The sequence below is a fragment of the Streptomyces sp. NRRL S-87 genome, from assembly GCF_000719335.1.
Lineage (GTDB): Bacteria > Actinomycetota > Actinomycetes > Streptomycetales > Streptomycetaceae > Streptomyces.
Genome location: NZ_JOGB01000022.1, coordinates 38,266 through 56,713, shown reverse-complemented (window position 1 = coordinate 56,713; position 18,448 = coordinate 38,266). Strand labels below are relative to the sequence as shown.

14 protein-coding genes are annotated in these 18,448 nt (G+C 74.3%); 6 read left to right on the top strand and 8 right to left on the bottom strand.

Annotated features, from left to right (window positions below; genetic code table 11):
- Nucleotides 1-148 precede the first annotated feature (148 nt).
- Nucleotides 149-2,422, top strand: a complete 2,274-nt coding sequence (locus IF43_RS0116420; RefSeq protein WP_030200500.1) for a M4 family metallopeptidase — start codon at nt 149-151, stop codon at nt 2,420-2,422.
- Nucleotides 2,423-2,644: 222 nt separating this feature from the next.
- Here IF43_RS0116420 and IF43_RS0116415 read toward each other — a convergent pair whose 3' ends face one another.
- Nucleotides 2,645-3,562, bottom strand: coding sequence for a DMT family transporter (locus IF43_RS0116415; protein WP_051795448.1), 918 nt, complete (start codon nt 3,560-3,562; stop codon nt 2,645-2,647).
- Nucleotides 3,563-3,730: 168 nt separating this feature from the next.
- Here IF43_RS0116415 and IF43_RS0116410 point away from each other — a divergent pair, with 168 nt between their 5' ends.
- Nucleotides 3,731-4,876 carry an AI-2E family transporter gene (locus IF43_RS0116410; RefSeq protein ID WP_051795432.1) on the top strand — a complete coding sequence of 382 codons (1,146 nt, stop codon included), beginning with the start codon at nt 3,731-3,733 and terminating at the stop codon, nt 4,874-4,876.
- 106 nt (nt 4,877-4,982) lie between these two features.
- On the opposite strand, the gene IF43_RS0116405 is transcribed toward IF43_RS0116410, so the two are convergent.
- Genes IF43_RS0116405 through IF43_RS0116395 form a run of 3 tightly spaced genes read right to left on the bottom strand, consistent with a single transcriptional unit; the run spans nt 4,983 to nt 9,246 of the window.
- Nucleotides 4,983-6,230, bottom strand: coding sequence for a hypothetical protein (locus IF43_RS0116405; RefSeq protein ID WP_051795430.1), 1,248 nt, complete (start codon nt 6,228-6,230; stop codon nt 4,983-4,985).
- Nucleotides 6,227-8,044, bottom strand: a complete 1,818-nt coding sequence (locus IF43_RS0116400) for a hypothetical protein (RefSeq protein WP_063753342.1) — start codon at nt 8,042-8,044, stop codon at nt 6,227-6,229. The genes IF43_RS0116405 and IF43_RS0116400 overlap by 4 nt, the downstream gene beginning before the upstream one ends.
- Entirely contained in the window at nt 8,041-9,246 is a 1,206-nt protein-coding gene (locus IF43_RS0116395) for a glycosyltransferase family 4 protein (protein ID WP_030200489.1), read from the bottom strand. The genes IF43_RS0116400 and IF43_RS0116395 overlap by 4 nt, the downstream gene beginning before the upstream one ends.
- A 172-nt stretch (nt 9,247-9,418) precedes the next feature.
- Here IF43_RS0116395 and IF43_RS0116390 point away from each other — a divergent pair, with 172 nt between their 5' ends.
- Nucleotides 9,419-9,907 (top strand): adenylyltransferase/cytidyltransferase family protein, encoded by a 489-nt coding sequence (locus IF43_RS0116390; protein WP_030200487.1) that lies wholly within the window; start codon nt 9,419-9,421, stop codon nt 9,905-9,907.
- Nucleotides 9,908-9,993: 86 nt separating this feature from the next.
- Here IF43_RS0116390 and IF43_RS0116385 read toward each other — a convergent pair whose 3' ends face one another.
- Together IF43_RS0116385 and IF43_RS0116380 are read right to left on the bottom strand one after the other, a co-directional pair.
- On the bottom strand, nt 9,994-10,725 hold the full coding sequence (locus IF43_RS0116385) for a CDP-alcohol phosphatidyltransferase family protein (protein WP_030200484.1): 732 nt from the start codon (nt 10,723-10,725) through the stop codon (nt 9,994-9,996).
- Between the two features lie 65 nt (nt 10,726-10,790).
- Nucleotides 10,791-12,110: an MFS transporter gene (locus tag IF43_RS0116380; RefSeq protein ID WP_051795428.1), complete on the bottom strand. Its 1,320-nt coding sequence runs from the start codon at nt 12,108-12,110 to the stop codon at nt 10,791-10,793.
- 77 nt (nt 12,111-12,187) lie between these two features.
- On the opposite strand from IF43_RS0116380, the gene IF43_RS0116375 reads away from it, so the two are divergent.
- Nucleotides 12,188-12,676 (top strand): MarR family winged helix-turn-helix transcriptional regulator, encoded by a 489-nt coding sequence (locus tag IF43_RS0116375; protein ID WP_078910214.1) that lies wholly within the window; start codon nt 12,188-12,190, stop codon nt 12,674-12,676.
- 67 nt (nt 12,677-12,743) lie between these two features.
- On the opposite strand, the gene IF43_RS0116370 is transcribed toward IF43_RS0116375, so the two are convergent.
- Both IF43_RS0116370 and IF43_RS0116365 read right to left on the bottom strand, forming a co-directional pair.
- Complete coding sequence (locus IF43_RS0116370) at nt 12,744-14,573, bottom strand: ABC transporter ATP-binding protein (protein WP_037888811.1); 1,830 nt, start codon at nt 14,571-14,573, stop codon at nt 12,744-12,746.
- Complete coding sequence (locus IF43_RS0116365; protein ID WP_037888808.1) at nt 14,570-16,465, bottom strand: ABC transporter ATP-binding protein; 1,896 nt, start codon at nt 16,463-16,465, stop codon at nt 14,570-14,572. The genes IF43_RS0116370 and IF43_RS0116365 overlap by 4 nt, the downstream gene beginning before the upstream one ends.
- A gap of 87 nt (nt 16,466-16,552) precedes the next feature.
- Here IF43_RS0116365 and IF43_RS0116360 point away from each other — a divergent pair, with 87 nt between their 5' ends.
- On the top strand, nt 16,553-17,782 hold the full coding sequence (locus IF43_RS0116360) for a hypothetical protein (protein ID WP_158939349.1): 1,230 nt from the start codon (nt 16,553-16,555) through the stop codon (nt 17,780-17,782).
- A 165-nt stretch (nt 17,783-17,947) separates the two neighbouring features.
- On the top strand, nt 17,948-18,313 hold the full coding sequence (locus IF43_RS0116355; RefSeq protein ID WP_030200474.1) for a hypothetical protein: 366 nt from the start codon (nt 17,948-17,950) through the stop codon (nt 18,311-18,313).
- The last annotated feature ends 135 nt before the right edge of the window (nt 18,314-18,448 follow it).

Below are 18,448 nucleotides of genomic sequence, written 5' to 3'. Positions count from 1 at the left end.
GACAACGAACGATTTCCGGCCAACCTTTTGACGCGACCCTGACATTCATACACCCGCGGTGGCACTCTTCACTCCGTTCTGCGCACAAGCCTGCTCTGCCCGGTGGCCCACCCAGCCTTCCGGAACCCCCCTGCAGAAGGAGTCTGCGTTGAGTCCGACCCCCCACAGGCGTGCCACCGCCGCCGGCGCACTCGTTGCCGCCGCGGCCATGCTCGCCGTCGGCATCCAGACCGGTACCGCCTCCGCCGACGCCACCGCGTCCAAGGCCCCGGCCGCCGCGCCCCGCTCCAACCCCGGCGCCGCCCCCGCCAAGTTGAGCCCCTCCGAGCGTGCGACGCTCATCGCGGAGGCCAACTCCACCACCGCCCGGGCCGCCAAGGCCCTCGGGCTCGGTGCCAAGGAGCGGCTCCTCGTCCGTGACGTGGTCAAGGACGTCGACGGCACGACGCACACCACCTACGAGCGGACGTACAAGGGACTGCCCGTCCTCGGCGGCGACCTGACGGTGCACGCCCGCGCCGGCGTGACCAGGTCCGTCACCCGCGCCACCAACCACGTCATCAGCGTCCCGACGACCACGGCCACCGTGGCCGCCTCGGCCGCCGAGAAGCAGGCGATCGGCGCCGCCAAGGCGCAGGGCGGCAAGGACGCCAAGGCCGCCAACTCCGCCCGCAAGGTGATCTGGGCCGCCACCGGCGCCCCCCGCCTCGCCTACGAGACCGTGGTCGGCGGCGTCCAGCACGACGGCACGCCGAGCCGCCTGCACGTGGTCACCGACGCCAGGACCGGCGCCAAGATCACGGAGTGGCAGACGATCGAGACCGGCATCGGCAACACGCAGTACAGCGGCCAGGTCACCATCGGCTCCTCGCAGTCGGGCAGCACGTACAACCTGACCGACGCGACGCGCGGCAACCACAAGACGTACAACCTGAACCACGGCAGCTCCGGCACCGGCACGCTGTTCTCCGGCCCGGACGACACCTGGGGCAACGGCCAGGCCTCCAACGCGGAGACCGCCGGCGCGGACGCCGCCTACGGCGCCCAGCTGACGTGGGACTACTACAAGACCGTGCACGGCCGCAACGGCCTGCGCAACGACGGCGTCGCCCCGTACAGCCGCGTCCACTACGGCAACTCGTACGTGAACGCGTTCTGGGACGACAGCTGCTTCTGCATGACCTACGGCGACGGCTCCGGCAACTCCAAGCCGCTGACCTCCATCGACGTGGCCGCCCACGAGATGACCCACGGTCTGACCTCGGTCACCGGCAACATGACCTACTCGGGCGAGCCCGGCGGCCTGAACGAGGCCACCTCCGACATCATGGCGGCCGCCGTCGAGTTCTGGGGGAACAACGCCTCCGACGTGGGCGACTACCTCGTCGGCGAGAAGATCGACATCAACGGCAACGGCACCCCGCTGCGCTACATGGACAAGCCGAGCAAGGACGGCTCGTCCAAGGACAGCTGGTACTCCGGCATCGGCAGCGTGGACGTCCACTACTCCTCCGGCCCGGCGAACCACTGGTTCTACCTGGCCTCCGAGGGCTCGGGCGCGAAGGTCATCAACGGCGTCAGCTACAACTCGCCGACCGCGGACAACCTGCCGGTCACCGGCATCGGCCGGGCCGCCGCCGAGAAGATCTGGTTCCGCGCGCTGACGGTGGGCTACTTCAAGTCCAACACGAACTACGCCGCCGCCCGCACCGCCACCCTGCAGGCCGCCGCCGACCTGTACGGCCAGGGCTCGACCACGTACAACAACGCCGCGAACGCCTGGGCGGGCATCGCGGTCGGCAGCCGCATCCAGAACGGTGTCACGGTCACCAACCCGGGCAACCAGACCACCGTCACCGGCAGTGCGGTCAGCCTGCAGGTCCAGGCCAGCAGCACCAACGCGGGGGCGCTGTCCTACGCGGCCACCGGCCTGCCGACCGGCCTGTCGATCAACTCCTCGACCGGTCTGATCTCGGGCACGGCGTCGACCGCCGGCACGTACAACACGACCGTCACGGTCACCGACTCGGCCAACCAGACCGGTACCGCGTCCTTCACGTGGACCGTCGGCACGAGCCAGCAGAACGTGTTCGAGAACACGACGGACTACCCGATCAACGACAACTCGACCACCGAGTCGCCGATCTCCGTCACCCGCACCGGCAACGCGCCGAGCACCCTGAAGGTCGACGTCAACATCGTCCACACGTGGCGCGGTGACCTGGCCCTCTCGCTCGTCGCCCCCGACGGCAGCGTCTACGCCCTGGAGAGCTTCTCCGCCGGCGACAGCACCGACAACGTCGTGAAGCAGTACACGGTGAACGCCTCGTCCGAGGCCGCGGCCGGCACCTGGAAGCTCCGCGTCCAGGACCGCGCGACCTACGACACGGGCTACATCAACAGCTGGAAGCTCACCTTCTGAGAAGGCCGCCTTCCACCGAGCAGCACTGAACCCACGCAGTGAGCCGCGCTGACCCGCGGCCCACAGGACCGGCCCGGGGGCCCCGCCCCCGGGCCGGTTCCGCGTTCCCGCCCCGTGGCCCGTCCCCGTCGATCAGACGGGTGGGCCGGTGCGCGGCGGTGTGGCGTGGCCGTCGAGCGGGCATCGAGGGCGGAGCCGATCTCGAAGGTGGCCGCGGCGACCCTATTCCGGGGCGTCGGCGTCGGCGGCGACGGCACCGTCGGAGCCGGACCCCGGGGCGGACGGCGGGTTCGGGTCCGGGTCGCGGCGGGAGAGGGCCAGGACGCCGGCCACGATCAGGGCCAGGCCGGCGAGTTCCGCGTACACCCAGCCGCCGCCGCGCACCCGCTCCGAGTACAGCAGGATCCCCAGCAGCAGGCTCACCGTCGCGTCGCCCAGCGTCAGCGCCGGCTGCGAGGCGATCAGCGGACCGCCCTGCATGGCGTGCTCGAGCAGGGTCAGGGCGGCCATGCCGGTCAGCGCGAAGCCGTACGTCTGCCAGGAGGTGAGGAAGGCGACGAAGCCGTGGTCCTCCAGGATGTAGACCGCCGACTTCATCAGGGCCGCGGTCAGCGCGTAGCAGATGGCCGTGGCCGCCCCCAGGCACGCCGCCCGCATCCGCCCCGGCGGCCGCCGCAGTCCGGCAGCGGCGAGCGCGCCGACCGCCACCGCGCAGGCGACCAGCGCGGGGACCCAGCGGTCCGGCGGGACGTGGACGCGGTTGCCCTCGGGGGCGGCGGCCCCCAGCGCCAGACCCAGCCCGACCACCACCGCCGCCACCGCCGCCCACACCGCCCCGGGCATCCGCCGCCGGACGAACAGCGAGGCGATCAGCAGCGCCAGCGGCAGCTCCAGCACGAACAGCGGCTGTACGAGCGCCAGCGGGCCGGAGGCCAGGGCCAGGGCCTGCCCCGCCCCGGCCGCGACCACCGCCGCGATCCCGCCGATCCAGACCGGGCGCCGCAGCAGGTCCACGATCAGGCCGAGCCGGAAGCCGGAGCTCTGCGGCACCGTCAGGGCGGCCCGCCGCTGGAGCACGGTGCCGAGCGCGTTGCTGCCCGCGGCGAAGACCGCGAAGAGCACCGCCAGGGTGAGGGACAGGGACACACGTCCTCCGATGGGCTGGGTGGCGTCCTCCCTCCAGGCTCCGGCGGGCGGCGGCCCGCCGCGCGCCGGCACCGGGCGCCGGTCGCCCGTACGGACCCCCGGTCGGGGGAACCTGGGGGCGCGCGCGTGGCGGGCCGGGTGCCGGGTGGTACCAGAACCGGCATGCAGCCCCAGGTGTCCCCGCTCCTGCGCAAGGCCGCGGCGTACGCCTGGCGCCTGCTGGTCGTCGCCGTCGTCGTGTACGGGGTCTTCGGGATCCTCGGCCGCTTCCACGAGATCGGCGTGGCCCTCTTCCTGGGCCTGGTCATCACCGCGCTCCTGCGCCCGGTGGCCGACCTGCTGGCCCGGGGGCTGCCGCGCGGGCTCGCCGTGGCGGTGTCCCTGCTGGGCAGCATCGCGCTCGTGCTCGGCGTGCTGGCCCTGGTGGGGGAGGCGGTGGCGGGGGAGAGCGACAGGCTCGTCCGCGAGTTCCGGGAGGGCCTGGACAGCATCGAGCGCTGGCTGGAGAAGCCGCCCTTCCGGCTGGATCCGCACGCCCTGTCCGACCTCCAGGCCAAGATCGGGGAGTTCCTCTCCAGCCACCGCTCCCGGCTGCTGTCCACCGCGGTCAGCGGGGCCGGCCAGGTGGTGAAGGTGCTCACCGCGCTGGCCCTCGCGTTGTTCTCGTCGGTGTTCTTCATCCACTCCGGGGACCGGATGTGGCTCTGGTTCCACGACCAGCTGCCGCCGGGTGTCAGGGAGCGGACGGACCGCGCCGCCCGGGCCGCGTGGAGCACCTTCACCGGCTACACGCACGGGATCGTGCTGGTGGCCGCCACGAACGCGGTGCTGGTCGGCCTCGCGCTGTTCTTCCTGGGCGTGCCGCTCGCGGTGCCGCTGGCGCTGCTGGAGTTCTTCGCCGCCTTCGTCCCGCTGATCGGCTCGCCCGTGGCGCTGGCCGTGGCGGCGGTGGTGGCGCTGGCGGCGAAGGGGCCGCTGACCGCGGGCATCGTGATCGCGCTGATCGTGATCATCGGGCAGATCGAGGGGCACCTGCTGCACCCGCTGGTCATGAGCTGGGCCGTGCGGCTGCACCCGCTGGTGGTGGCCGTCTCCGTGATCGCGGGGTCGATCGCGGCGGGGGTGGTGGGCGCGGTGGTGGCGGTGCCGCTGGTCTCTGTGGTCTGGTCGGTGGTCGTGGCCCTGCGGGCCCAGCCCGTCCCGGCGCCCGTGCCGGAGGCCGCCCCGGAGTCCGGCGGACCACCGCCCGGCCCGCCCCCGGCCGACCCCCCGCCGCCCGGAGGGCCGGCCCCCGGCACACGAGGATGATCCCGGGCCGGACCGGGCGGGCTGTAGGCGAGGCCCCGGTCAGGCGAGGCCCTGGTCGGGCGAGGCCCCGGTCAGGGGACGGCTCCCGTCGGGGTGGCGCCCCGGCTCAGGCCGTGACCGCCGCCGCCGACGTCCCGTCCTGCGCCGGTCGCGGCCGGGGCTCCACCCGCGAGACCCGGTACCAGGCCGCCAGGGCCTTGAGGGCCGAGCCCGCCGCCAGACCCCACGCGGCGCCGGGCGCGCCCCACAGGGCGTAGCCGCCCAGCAGGAAGCCCACCGACAGCAGCGAGAACACCACCTGCACCGACAGCGTGGCCTTCGGGCTGAGCACGCGCAGGGTCAGCAGGGCGCAGGTGCCCAGGCCCATCACGGCGTACTGCGCGCCGGTGGCCGGCAGCAGGGCCGAGGCCGCCCCCCAGGTGGCCCCGAGCAGTTCGCGGCCGAGCCGGTCGGGCAGCGCGTACAGCACCGCTCCCCAGCCCGCGCCCACGACGGCGAGCGCGCCGCCCAGTCCCAGCGTGGCCCGGACCACCCGCCGCTTGCCCCGGAACCGGCCGAGCAGCGGCGGCCCGAAGGCGTTCGCCGAGTTGAACAGCACGTTCAACGGTCCGAACAGGGTGGTCGCACCGCGCAGCGCGCCGACCGCGAGCGGGGTGGCGATCACGCCGAGCCCGAGCACGGCCAGCTGGCTGGAGCCGTTGCCGACCGCGAACTCGACCAGGAACCGCTGCCCGAGGTGACCCCGGCGCAGGTACGGCCGTACGTCCGCCCGCGCGCCCGCGGTGAACGGGCGCAGCAGCCACAGCCCGAGCGCCAGCGCGGGCAGCGCCGACAGTCCCCACACCAGCACCAGCCGGGCCGGCGAGACCCCGTGCGGCTGGGTGGTGAGGGCCGCGACCACGCAGGCCAGCCGCAGCAGGTCGGCCGCCAGGGCGCGCTGCGGCTGCCGCAGGGCGGAGAAGCAGTAGCGCAGCCCGTCCTGGCCGAGGGCCACGGGCAGGACGGCGCCCAGCGCGAGGAACGCCCCGCCCGAGGGCCCGCCCAGCACCAGCCCGGCCGCTGCGAGCAGGGCGCCGGCGGCCAGCGAGCCCAGACCCGTGAAGGCCACGGCGGACCGGCACACCGCGCCGACCCCGGAGCCGCGCTCGAGCACCACCGTCTGGCCGACGTACGCCATGTTCACGCCCAGCAGCACGCTGAAGGCCACGTACACCATGGAGAAGGCCGCGAAGCCGTCCGCGGAGGACAGCCGCGCGGCCAGCACCAGGACGAGGATGTTGGTGAGGCTGGAGGCGGCCTGGTCGAGGACCGAGGCCGCGACGGCCACCAGCCGCCGCGGCTCGCGGGGTGTCACCGTTCGCCCGGGCGGACCATGCGCAGGGCGACGGTGTCACTGCCGTCACCGGGTATGTGCTGGGTCGGGTCCGGGATGCGGTCGGCCGGGTTCGGCGGGCCCGCCGGGTCGGGGGTCGGCTGCGTCCGCTCGGACGCGGCCGGCGGCGGCACGTGCTGGCGGCGCGGCGCCGGGGCCGGCGCCTCGGCGCGCCCGCCGCCGCGACGGCCGGCCTTGCCGCCGTCACCGCCACCGCCGCCACGGCCGCCCTTCTTCTGGCCGAGCTGCTCGCGGTGCACCACCGCGCCGAGCACCGTGCCGCCCGCGCCGCTGATCAGCTCGCGGATCCGGACCAGGTCGGTGCGGTGCACCTCGCGCGGGTTGCAGACCACGAGCACGCCGTCCACGCGGTCGACGAGCGCGAGGGCGTCGGCGTACGAGAGCACGGGCGGGGCCAGCACGACCACGGTCGAGTTGGGGGAGTCCGCCTCGGAGATGAGCCGGGAGGTCCGCTGCGAGGTCAGCGCCCGCGCCACGTTGCGCACCTCGTCGCCGGGGATGAGGTCGAACGAGCCGGACTCGCCGGCGTCCACGACGAGCTGGTGGCCGTCGGGCCACTCCGCCTCGGTGGTGCCGCCCAGCTGGCTGCTCCAGCGCGGACGCGCCCCGGTGTCGGTGCGCAGCTGGCTGGCCAGCACCGGCGTGCGCAGGTCGGCCTCGATCATCAGGACGTCCTTGCCGGTCTCGGCGAAGGACGCGGCCAGGTTGACGGCCACCGCGGCCGCCTGCTCGCTGCTGCCGCGCGGTGCGACGACGAGCAGCCGGCGCCGGTCGGCGAACCGGGAGTCGTAGGCGAGCCGGAAGGCCACCGAGCGGTACTCCTCGGCGAGCCGCGGGTCGACGTCGCCCGCGGCCAGCAGCGGGCCGCCGCCGGTCTTGTCCCGGGGCAGGGTGCCGAGCACGGGGGCGCGCAGGGCGCGGGCCACGTCGCCGTCGGAGCGCGGTGCCGGGTCGAAGACCAGCCGCACCCAGGCCGCGAGCAGGCCGAGGGCCAGGCCCACGGCACCACCGAGCAGCAGCGACATGATCACGCCGGGGCCGTCCGGGGACTTGGGGGGCGTGGCGGTGTTGGTGATCCGGCCCGGGGCCATGTCGAGCGACTGGAGCTTCTGGATGTCGCTCTCGATCCCGCCCTTGGTGTCGGCGGCGACGGCCTTCTGGGTGAGGAGCGTGTCCCGGCCCGGGCCGTCGGGCGTCCGGCTGATCTCCTTGTTGAGGTCCTCGATGCGCTCCGCGAGCGGCGTGGCCTGCTTCTTCTTCGCCTTGACCATGTTGTCCCGCTGGGACTCGTACGCGGCCTGGCGGTTCTTCAGGTAGGCCTCGGTCATCGCGTTGGCGCGCTTCGCGGCCTGGGCGGGCGAGGTCGAGGTGTAGGTGAAGCGCAGCACGAGGGTCTGCGGCGGGTTGGTGACCTGCAGGCCCCGGCGCAGGGCGCCGAGCTCGTCGGTGGGCAGGTCCAGGTCCTTGGCCGCCGTCTTGGCGACCTCGTTGCCGAGGGCGGCCTGCCGCTCCGAGCCGATGTTGATCAACTTGTCGGGGGAGGAGCCGTTCGCGTCGAACGGGTTGAGCGCGGGTGCCCGCAGCACGACGTCCGAACTGGCCACGTAGGTGTCCGCGGAGGAGATCCCCAGGTACGCGCCCCCCACCAGGCCGACGCCGACGCCGCCGAGCAGGATCCGCCGGTAGCGGGTCAGCTGCCGGAACTGGTCCCTCAGGAGGTCCGGTTCGTCCTCTCCCGCGGTCACGGCCGCGGCGGGTCGGTTCGTCTCCGTCACGGCAGGGGTCCCCCAAGTGCTTCGTCTATCAGTGCGTCGATCCGGGCCAGGCCCGCCTCGCGGCTGAGGTGCGCCGCCACGTGGCGCGGTCCCGCGGCGCCCAGCTCGTCGGCCGCCGCCGGGTCCTGTGCCAGCGACCGTACGGCCTCCAGCAGGGCGTGCGGATCCTCCGGCGGGACGAGCACCCCGGCGCCGGAGCGCCTGACCTCCTGCGCGGTGCCGCCCTCGGCCGCTACCGACGCGACGACCGGTCGCCCGGCCGCGAAGTAGGAGGTCAGCTTGGACGGCACGCTCATGTCGAGGACCGCCGCGTGCTGCGTCACGGCGAGCACGTCCGCCGCGGCGAGGATATCCGGGAACTTTCCGTCCTCGGCAGGGGGGATGATGTCCAGGTTGGGGACGTCGGCGGACAGATCGGCCAAAGCGGAACGCTGACTTCCGTCGCCCATCAGCACGAACCGCACCTTCGGGTCCAGCCGGGCCGCGCCCACCAGGACCTCCAAACCCTGCTTGAGGCCCATGTTGCCGGAGTGCAGCACCACCGTCTGGTCCGGCGACCATCCCAGGTGCCGGCGGGTCTCGCCGCGCGGCTGCGTGGGGGTGGCCACGTGCGACCAGTTGGGGACGAGCCGGATCTTCTTCTCGTCCACGCCCATGGCGACGACCTTGTCCACGAACGTCTCGTGGATGACGCCCACCAGCGTGGCCCGGGTCAGCGCGTACGCCTCCGCCCGGCCGGCCAGGGCGGCCGCCTTGTCGCCGCCGCTGATCCCGCTCTGTGCGGCCGCCGCGCCCATCAGGTCCTGGACGACCGGGACGTACGGGACCTTCCACTTGGCCGCGAGCCGGGCGGCGAGCACCCCGCCGGCCAGGCTCGGCATCTGCGCGAGGATCGCGTCCGGCTTCGGCATCCGCGGCGGTGCCACGGCGCCGTGCAGGAGGATCGATCCTTCGAACGCGGCCCGCTTGACGGCGGTCTGGCGGGCCGGGACGGTGTGCGCGCGCCGGTGCACGGTGACCCCCGCGCGCTGTTCCGTGCGCCGGAGCGCCCCCTTGTACTCCGGTTCCAGCGCCCACGAGGGGTAGTGCGGCATGCCCGCGAACACGTGTGTGTCGTGACCGAGTTCCGCCCAGTGCTCCGCGATCTGAGTCGCGTACGGGCCGATCCCCGCGTGCTCAGGTGCGTAATTCGTGGACACCAGCAGCAGTCTTCTGTGACTGGATGTGGACACTGAGCGTCCCCTTCCCCCCTGGGTGGTGCGTCGGCCACCCTAGTCGTTCATCCGCGCGCCGTGGAACGTGCACGCTATCGTCTGATAATCCGCCGCACTGGGGAGTGCGGCTTTTGGGGGGTTGTCAATGACGGAGCGAAAGATGTCCGAGACCGCGGAGCGCACGAGCAGGCCGTACCGGGTCGGCTATGCGCCGGGTGCCTACGACCTGTTCCACATCGGGCATCTCAACATCCTCCGGCACGCCCGCAGCCAGTGCGACTACCTCGTCGCCGGTGTGGTCTCGGACGAGATGGCCGAGCTGGCCAAGGGCCGCCGCCCCATGATCCCGCTGGTGGAGCGACTGGAGATCGTCCGCAGCGTCAAGTACGTGGACGCGGCCTTCGTGGAGACGGTTCCGGACAAGCTGGAGACCTGGAAGCAGGTCCGGTTCGACGTGCTCTTCAAGGGCGACGACTGGCGGGGCACGCCCAAGGGCGACAAGCTGGAGACCGACTTCGCCACCGTCGGCGTGGACGTCGTGTACTTCCCGTACACGGTGCACACGTCCAGCACCCAGCTGCGCCGGGCCCTGGACGCGCTCTCCCAGCCGACGGCCGCCGAGCCGCCGGCCGTCGCCGAACTGCGCTGAGCCGCCCCGGGCCGGGGGTCCGGGCCCCCGGCCCGCCCCGCGCCGGCCGGGCCCGGCGTCCGACCGCGCCCGGCGTCAGGCCGTGTTCACCGCCTGACCGCGCTCAGCTCCCGGAACCACTTGGCCAGGAAGGCCGCCAGGAACAGCACGGCCACCGCGCCCAGCGCGGCGTACGCCCACCGGAACAGCCCGCCGCCGCCGAGCAGCAGGAACACCAGGCAGAACACGCCGTAGTCCACCGGCAGCAGCGCCACCGCGCGCAGCGTCGAGGGCGCGGCCGCCGGGCTGCCCGGAGCGGGCTTGGGCTTGAGCTTCTCGGTCAGCAGGCCGCCGAAGAACGTGACGATCGCGGCGAACTGGAAGCCCAGCGGCACCAGGAGCCACGGCTCGCCCCCGTCGCCGGATATCCCGTAGTCCTCGGGGAAGCGGTAGAAGGCGATCAGCACACAGCTGTGCAGGGCGGTGAGCTTCGCGCAGTCCACCACGTGGTCCAGCCACTCGCCGGCCGCGCTGCCGCTGCCGCGCAGCCGGGCCAACTGGCCGTCCGCCGAGTCGAAGGCGAAGCCGACGGCCAGCGCCGCCCACACGGCGACGCCCAGCCCCCACGACGGCGCCGTGAGCGCCACCGCGGCCGCGGCGGCGAAGCTGAAGGCCGCGCTGACCAGCGTCACCTGGTTCGGGGTGAGCCCGAGCGCATAACTGCCCGCGGCCAGGTAGCGCCCGGCCGGCCGGTTCACGAACCGGGAGTAGAGCGACACCCCCTTCGCGGACTTCTGCGCGCCGCGCAGCTGCTCCAGGGCGGTCCCGACTCTGCCCATGCCCCACCTGATCCCCTCATAGCGCTTATAGAACGCGGGTACGACACGTCCCGCTGAGGCGGACATCATGCCAGGGCGGGGACCGGCTCCCGCGGGGTATCCGCACGTACGTCCGGAAGCAGCAGTACGGCGAGGTTCGCGCCGGCCACCAGCACCGCGGCCACCAGCAGCGGCGCGGTCGTCCCGGTGAGGCCCGCCAGCGGGGCCGCCACCGCCAGGCCGAGCGGCCGGGCCGCGAACGAGAGCAGGGCGTCGAACGAGCCCACCCGGCCCAGCGCACCGGCCGGGATCCGGCGCTGCATCTCGGTCTCCCACAGGGGGTTGAGCACTCCGAGCCCGAACATCCCCGCGCAGTACGCCGCCGCCACCGCCGCGGTGGGCAGCCGCAGCGCGAGCGCCGTCAGCGGCAGGGCGTACGCCGCCGCGCCGACCGCCACCCAGCACAGCGGGCGGCGCACCGGGAGCCGGCCGGCCGCCCACATCCCGACCAGCAGGCCGGCCGTGCCGACCTGGGCGATGACCACCCAGGACGTCTCGCCGCCGAGGGACTCCACGGCGATCAGCGGGCCGAGGGTGAGCAGCGCCCCGGCGGCCAGGTGCCAGACGCCGTGGCCGAGGACATTGGCGAGAAACCACGGGTGCCGGCGCGTCTCGGCCCAGCCGGCGCGCAGTTCGGCCGTGAACGCCGCGGCGCCGGCGCCGGTGCGCTCCGCCGCCCGTCCGGGGGCCGGCCGGGTGGCGGCCGGTCGGGTGGCGGGCAGTCCGCCGAGGGTCAGTGCCGACAGCGTGAACAGGACCCCGGTCAGCAGCGAGGACCAGCCCGGCCCGACGGCGAGCATCAGCGTGCCCGCCGAGGCCGGACCGGCGACCTGGGCGAGCCCGGTCGCCACGCCGAGCCGGCTGTTGACGCGCAGCCGCCGGTCCGGATCGGTCACCACGGCGGTCACCAGGGTGTGGGCGGACGGCGAGCCGAGGGCCACGCCCGCGCCGGTCACCGCGGCCAGTGCGGCGAGGGCGGGGACGCGCACCGTGCCGGCCAGCAGCAGGGCGCCGGTGCCGAACTGGGCCGCGGCGCGCACCAGGTCGGCGGTGAGCACCACCCGCTGGGCGCGGAACCGGTCGGCGACCACGCCCGCGACGGGGAGCAGGAGCAGCATCGGCACCAGCTCGCTCGCCAGCACCAGGCCGAGGTCGGCGGTCGAGCCCGTGCCCACCACGGCGAGGGTGAGCGTGGTGGGGATGAGCGCACTGGCGAGGGCGGCGAAGGAGCGGCCGACCAGCAGGCGTGCGGTGCCGGCTCCGACGGGGCGTCGGGCCCCGGGGGCGGCGGCGGGGGGCGCGGCGGGCGCCCCGGGAGCGGCAGGTCGAGTCGATGGCGGAGTCATGACGGCAAAGTATTTCGCTAGCGAATCGTTCGTCAACGAAATAAAACGGTGCGGGGCGGCCCCCGATAATGGGCGGCATGGAGGATTCCGTCGACCGCCACATCGCCCGCTGGCGCGGCAAGGCGCCCTTCGACGAGCGCGTCGAGGGGATCGTCACCCGCATCCAGCTGCTGACCAAGCACGTGCACCAGGCCAAGGAGCGGGCGCTGGCGGAAGTCGGGCTCCAGCACTTCGAGTTCGAGACCCTGCACCGGCTCGCCTCCCGTGGCGAGCCCTACCGGGCCACGCCCTCCGAGCTCGCCGGCGAACTCCTGCTGTCCCCGGCCGGGATGAGCGGGCGGCTCGACACCCTGGAGAAGTCCGGGCTGGTCCGGCGGTTGCGCGCCGCCGAGGACCGCCGCCGGGTGGACGTCGAGCTGACCGCGGAGGGCAGGGCCCGCTGGGAGGCGGCGATGCGGCTGCGCGGGGTCGCCGAGGACGCGATGGCCGAACCGCTGTCCGCCGAGGAGCAGGACACGCTCTCCGCCCTCCTCAAGAGGATGCTGCTGCACGTCGAGAACGCCTGACCGACGCCGACCCCGACGCCGACGCCGACGTCGAAGTCGACGGGAAGCCCTGGCCGGAAGCGGGGCCTCAGGACGGCAGGCCCTGCACCAGACCGTCCCGCCACGCGCGGTGCAGCTCCGCGAAGCGGCCCGCGCCCGCGACCAGTTCGGCGGGGCTGCCGTCCTCCACGACCCGGCCGCCGGCCATCACCAGGACCCGGTCCGCGATCTCCACCGTCGACAGCCGGTGCGCGATCACCACCGCCGTACGGCCCTGCAGCACGGTCGCCATGGCCCGTTGCACGGCCCGCTCGCCCGGCACGTCCAGGGAGCTGGTGGCCTCGTCGAGGATCAGTACGCCCGGATCGGCCAGCAGCGCCCGCGCGAAGGCCACCAACTGCCGCTGCCCCGCCGAGATCCGGCCGCCGCGCTTGCGCACGTCGGTGTCGTACCCGTCCGGCAGGGAGCTGATGAAGTCGTGCGCCCCGATGGCCTTGGCGGCCTGCTCGATCTCCGCGCGGGTGGCGTCCGGCCGCCCCAGGGCGATGTTGTCCGCCACGCTCCCGGAGAACAGGAACGCCTCCTGCGTCACCATCACCACCCCGCGCCGCAGGTCGGGCCCCGACAGCTCGCGCAGGTCCACCCCGTCGAGCAGCACCCGGCCCTGCGAGGGGTCGTAGAACCGCGCCAGCAGCTTGGCGAGCGTGGACTTGCCCGCGCCGGTCGACCCCACCACGGCCACCGTCTGCCCGGCCGGCAGTCGCAGGTCGAACGGCGGCAGCACGTCCACTCCGCCGCGGTAGCCGAAGCCCACCCGCTCGAACACCACCTCGCGGCCCGGGTGCGCCCCGTCGCGCACCGGCAGCTCCCGGGGCGCGACCGGCTCGGGCACCGAGGGCGCCTGGGCCAGCAGGCCGGCGATCTTCGCCAGCGAGGCGGCGGCCGACTCGTACGCGTTGAGGAACATCGACAGCTGGTCGATCGGCTCGTACAGGCGGCGCAGGTACAGCACGGCGGCCGCCAGGACGCCGAGGTCGAGCGACCCCTCGGCCACCCGCCAGCCGCCCCACAGCACGATCGCCGCCACCGTGAGGTTCGCGGTGCTCCGGGAACCGGTGACGTAGCGGGCCATCTCCAGCAGCGCGTCGCCGTTGTACCGCTCCAGGCGCCGGTTCAGGACGGCGAACTCGGCGTCGTTCGCCCGCTCCCGCCGGAAGACGCGGACCGGCCGGATGCCGTTCAGGGTCTCGGTGAACTTCACGATCACCGCCGCCATCGCGGTGGACTTCCCCGAGAACACCGGCTCGGCGCGCCGGCGGTAGCTGCGCACGAGGAGGTACAGCGGCCCGAAGCTGGCCACCGCCAGCCCGCCCAGTCCCAGGTCCAGCCAGAGCAGGGTGCCGCCGATGAACACGAAGGACAGCAGTACCGCCAGCAGCTCCTGCAGCCCCTCGCCCAGCAGCTCGCGCAGCGACTCCACGTCCGTGGTCGAGCGGGAGATCAGCCGGCCCGAGGTGTAGCGCTCGTGGAAGTCGAGGCTGAGCGCCTGGGCGTGCCGGAAGATCCGACCGCGCAGGTCCAGCAGTACGTCCTGGTTGACCCGGGCCATCGCCCGCACGTACCCGTACTGGAGCAGGCCCGCGCCCGCCGCGCACAGCAGGTAGGCGACGGCGACCGCGACCAGCGGGCCGTGGTCCCCGGCCCGGACCGCGGGCACGCCCCGGTCGATGGCGTACGCGACCAGCAGCGGCCCGGCCTGCCGGGCGGCGGTCTCCAGGACGAGCAGCAGCGCGGCCGCCACCACCCGGGCCCGCAGCGGCGCCAGGAGGCTGCGCAGCAGCGCGCCGGTGGCCCCGGGCGGCGCCTCCAGCTCGTCCCGGTCGAAGGCGTCCGCCCCGGCCGTGGCGTCCGCGCTCATCGCAGCTCCCCCTCCGCCCCGAAGGGCCCCGTACCCGACATGAGCCAGGCGTACTCGACACTGTCGCGCAGCAGTTCGTGGTGCGTGCCCACGGCCGTGATCCGGCCGCCGGACAGCAGTGCCACCCGGTCGGCCAGCTGGACCGTCGACGGCCGGTGCGCCACCACCAGCGCGGTGGTGTCCGCCAGGACCCGGCGCAGGGCGGCCTCGACCAGCGCCTCGGTGTGCACGTCGAGGGCCGACAACGGGTCGTCCAGCACGAGGAAGCGCGGGCTGCCCGCGACGGCCCGGGCCAGCGCGAGCCGCTGGCGCTGGCCGCCGGACAGGCTCAGGCCCTGCTCACCGACGCGGGTCCCGAGGCCCTCCGGCAGGTCGTGGACGAACTCGGCCTGGGCCGTGGCCAGGGCGCGGGCGACCTCGGGGCCGCCCATCGACACGTTCTCCTCGACGGTCGTCGAGAACAGCGTCGGTTCCTCGAACGCCACCGACACCAGCGAGCGCAGCCGCTCGCGCGGCATGGCCGTGACGTCCTCGCCGTCGAGGGTGATGCGGCCGCCGACGAGCTCGTGCAGCCGTGGCACGAGCGCGGTCAGGGTGGTCTTGCCGCTGCCGGTGGCGCCGACCAGGGCCATCGTCTCGCCGGGGCGCACGTGCAGATCGACACCGTCGAGCACCGGGGGCGAGTCCGGGTCGGCGTCGGGGTAGCGGAACCGGACGCCCTCCAGGCGCAGGCCGCCGGCGGCCGCGGGCCCCGGCGCACCGGCCGCCGTCGGCGCCCCGGTGGCGCCGGACCCCGTCACCGGCGGGACCGTGGCCGTGGCCGAGTCCGTGGCGATCGGAGCGGGGTCGGGGCCCCGGCCCGGGCCCGTCGTGTCCCAGGGGTCCTCGCGCGGCTCGTCCAGCGCCTCGAAGTAGCGCTCGGTCGCGGTGGCCGCCTCCTGGCACAGGGCCAGCAGCCAGCCGATCGACTCCACCGGCCAGCGCAGCGCCAGCGCCGTGGAGAGGAAGGCCACCAGGGTGCCGGCCGACAGGTCCCCGTCCGCGACCTGCACGGTGCCCAGCACGAGCGCCACCCCGATGGCCGCCTCCGGCAGCACGGTCATGTACGCCGAGATGCCCGCCAGCAGCCGGGCCTTGACCAGCTCCGTGCCGCGCAGCTCGCCCGACAGCTCGCGGAACGCGCGGGCCTGGCTGCGGTTGCGCCCGAAGCCCTTGATGATCCGGATGCCGAGCACGCTCTCCTCGACCACCGTGGTCAGGTCGCCGACCTGGTCCTGGGACCGCCGCGAGACGATCGCGTACCGGGCCTCGAACGCCCCGCACAGCACCACCAGCGGGACCACCGGGATCAGCAGCACCAGCCCCAGCGTCCACTCCTGCACCAGCAGGATCACCGCACCGGCCACCACCGTGACGGCGTTGACCACCAGGAACGTCAGCGGGAACGCCAGGAACTGGCGCACCATCATCAGGTCCGTCGTCCCGCGCGAGAGCAGCTGGCCCGAGGCCCACCGGTCGTGGAAGGCCACCGGTACCCGCTGGAGGTGCGCGTACAGCTCGCCCCGCAGGTCCGCCTCCACGCGCGACAGCGGGCGCGCCACCAGCCAGCGCCGGTAGCCGAACAGCCCCGCCTCCGCCAGCCCGAGCAGCACCAGCCACAGCGCGCCCCAGGCGACCCCGGCCGTGTCGCCGGCGGCCACCGGGCCGTCGACGATCCACTTGAGGACGAGCGGGATCACCAGGCCCACGCAGGAGGCGGCGATCGCGACGAACACGGCCGTCAGCCAGCGCGCGCGGACGGGGCGCACGAACGGCCACAGGCGCAGCAGCGTACGGACCGCGGAGCGTTCGCGGCCGGCTGCGGGGGCGGGGGAGTCAGGGAGGGAGGCCATCAGGCGCGAGCATACGATTCGCTCCTGACATCGCCCAGCGATTATCCGGATGCGCTACCGGGGGGAAGAATGAGCAGTCCGCAACGCATGAGACGAGCCGTCAGGGGAGTGGCCGCGGTACTGCCGCTGCTGCTCACCGCCACCGCGTGCGCCGTCGCGTTCGGGGACGGCGACGGGGGCCGGGGGGCCGACGTCTACGGGAAGCCCTTCTCGCAGCACTTCGCCGCCGCGATCGCCGCCACCCGGGCCGCCGGCTCGCTGCGCTTCACCTCCACCCTCGAGTACGCCGGCGTGACCGCGACCGCCCGCCACGTCACCGAGGGCCGGGTCGACTTCCGCAGCGGCACCGCCGAGGCCCTGCTGACCCGCGAGGTACCGGTCGGCTTCGAGGACGCGGCCGACCTCGACGCACCCGGCGTCTCCTACCCCCAGCGGCTCGCCGTCGCCGGCTCCGAGGTACGGGCCCGGGGCGTCGACGGCGGCTGGCTCGGCTACCCGCCGGCCACCCGCAAGGCGCTCGACCCGCGGGGCGGGGCACCGGCCTCCGTGCACGCGCCGGGCCCGTTCCTCCCCTACGGCGGCACGCTCGCCGACCTCGTCGCGCGGGTCAGGCCGCACGCGACGCCCGTGGTCCAGCCCGACGGCAGCCGCGAGTACCGCACCACGCTCACGGTCGGCCAGGCGCAGACCCTGCTCCCGCACCGGATCGCGTACACCGGCACGGGCCCCGGCGTCATGGACCTGCCCGTGCCGCTGTACGTCCGGCTGGACGAGGAGGGCCGGCTGATCGGAGCCGACGCCGACCTCGCGGTGCTGCTCGACCGGGTGCAGCACGGCCCCGGCACCCGCTTCCTCAAGGGCGTGACCCGCCTCCGGGCCAGCTTCCTGGCCAGCGGCTTCGGCGAGGCCGGCGAGGTCCGACCGGCTCCCGCCGCGGACGCCCGCAAGGCCACCGCCTCCGCCTTCGCCCTGCCCAAGGGCAGCTGCGCGGTACCCGCCGCCGGTCTCGCCGACCCCGCCCGGGTGCGCGTCGTGGGCTGCTCGGCCCGCCACACCATGCGCTTCTTCGCTGCGGCCGGCACCGCGGACGCCGGTGGGGTCACGGCGTCGGGGTACGTGTCCCGGACCTGCGAGGGACCGTACCGGGGCCTGCCGCACGCCTGGCTCGAGGGCGCCGAACCGCGCTACCGGAACGTCATGAGCGTGCGGTCGGGTTCGTTCCGCTTCTCCTTCGACGCCTCCGGCAGGACCACCGGCGCCCCGCCGAAGCTCGCCCTGAACGTGGCCTGCTACCTGAGCACCCCACTCCGGTCATAGCGGTCGGATCCGCCGACCGGTCGGCAACGGCCTTAAACCGACGCAAAGTTATGCCCCAAAGATGACTGTCTGCAGCCGGATCCGGTCGGATAGCAAGGACCCGGCGCCCCGGACGGCCCGCCGAAGGTCGGCGGCGATGCCGGCGCGCCGCGAAGGGAACCCCTCATGATCCGCACCCGTACCGCCGCCGTGCTGGCCACCCTGGCCGCCACCGCCCTCGCGATCACCGCGAGCCCCGCCTCGGCCGCCCCCGGCGACACGCAGAACATGTGCTCCAGCACGCTCACCCCCGACGGCTGGGTGGACGTCCAGTGGTGGAACAGCGGCGGCTGCGGCTCCGGCTTCAACCCCAACACCAAGCAGATCAAGGACCTCCGCGGCTACCCGGTCGGTACCCAGGTCAACGCCTGCGCCTCCACCTGGCCGCCGGCCGGCTGGACCATCACCGCCAGCTACTACTCGAGCGGCTGCCGCTACTCCGCCGTCCCCAGCTTCAACCCCAACACCTGGACGCTGAAGCGCACTTCCTGACCGCCACCGCACCCGGCGGCCACCGCAACCGCCCGCACCGCCTCCGGACCAGGACCGGCCGGCGGCGCGGGTGGCGGCACGGGCGGCCCGGCCGCGCCGCCGCACCGTACGGCCCCGGCCCCCGCCGCGGTGCGG

Bases quoted from the DNA above. Each gene is read 5' to 3' on its own strand.
- IF43_RS0116410 (WP_051795432.1), top strand. From the start codon at position 3,731: ATGCAGCCCCAGGTGTCCCCGCTCCTGCGCAAGGCCGCGGCGTACGCC.
- IF43_RS0116390 (WP_030200487.1), top strand. From the start codon at position 9,419: ATGTCCGAGACCGCGGAGCGCACGAGCAGGCCGTACCGGGTCGGCTAT.
- IF43_RS0116385 (WP_030200484.1), bottom strand. From the start codon at position 10,725: ATGGGCAGAGTCGGGACCGCCCTGGAGCAGCTGCGCGGCGCGCAGAAG.
- IF43_RS0116380 (WP_051795428.1), bottom strand. From the start codon at position 12,110: ATGACTCCGCCATCGACTCGACCTGCCGCTCCCGGGGCGCCCGCCGCG.
- IF43_RS0116375 (WP_078910214.1), top strand. From the start codon at position 12,188: ATGGAGGATTCCGTCGACCGCCACATCGCCCGCTGGCGCGGCAAGGCG.
- IF43_RS0116370 (WP_037888811.1), bottom strand. From the start codon at position 14,573: ATGAGCGCGGACGCCACGGCCGGGGCGGACGCCTTCGACCGGGACGAG.
- IF43_RS0116365 (WP_037888808.1), bottom strand. From the start codon at position 16,465: ATGGCCTCCCTCCCTGACTCCCCCGCCCCCGCAGCCGGCCGCGAACGC.
- IF43_RS0116360 (WP_158939349.1), top strand. From the start codon at position 16,553: ATGAGACGAGCCGTCAGGGGAGTGGCCGCGGTACTGCCGCTGCTGCTC.
- IF43_RS0116355 (WP_030200474.1), top strand. From the start codon at position 17,948: ATGATCCGCACCCGTACCGCCGCCGTGCTGGCCACCCTGGCCGCCACC.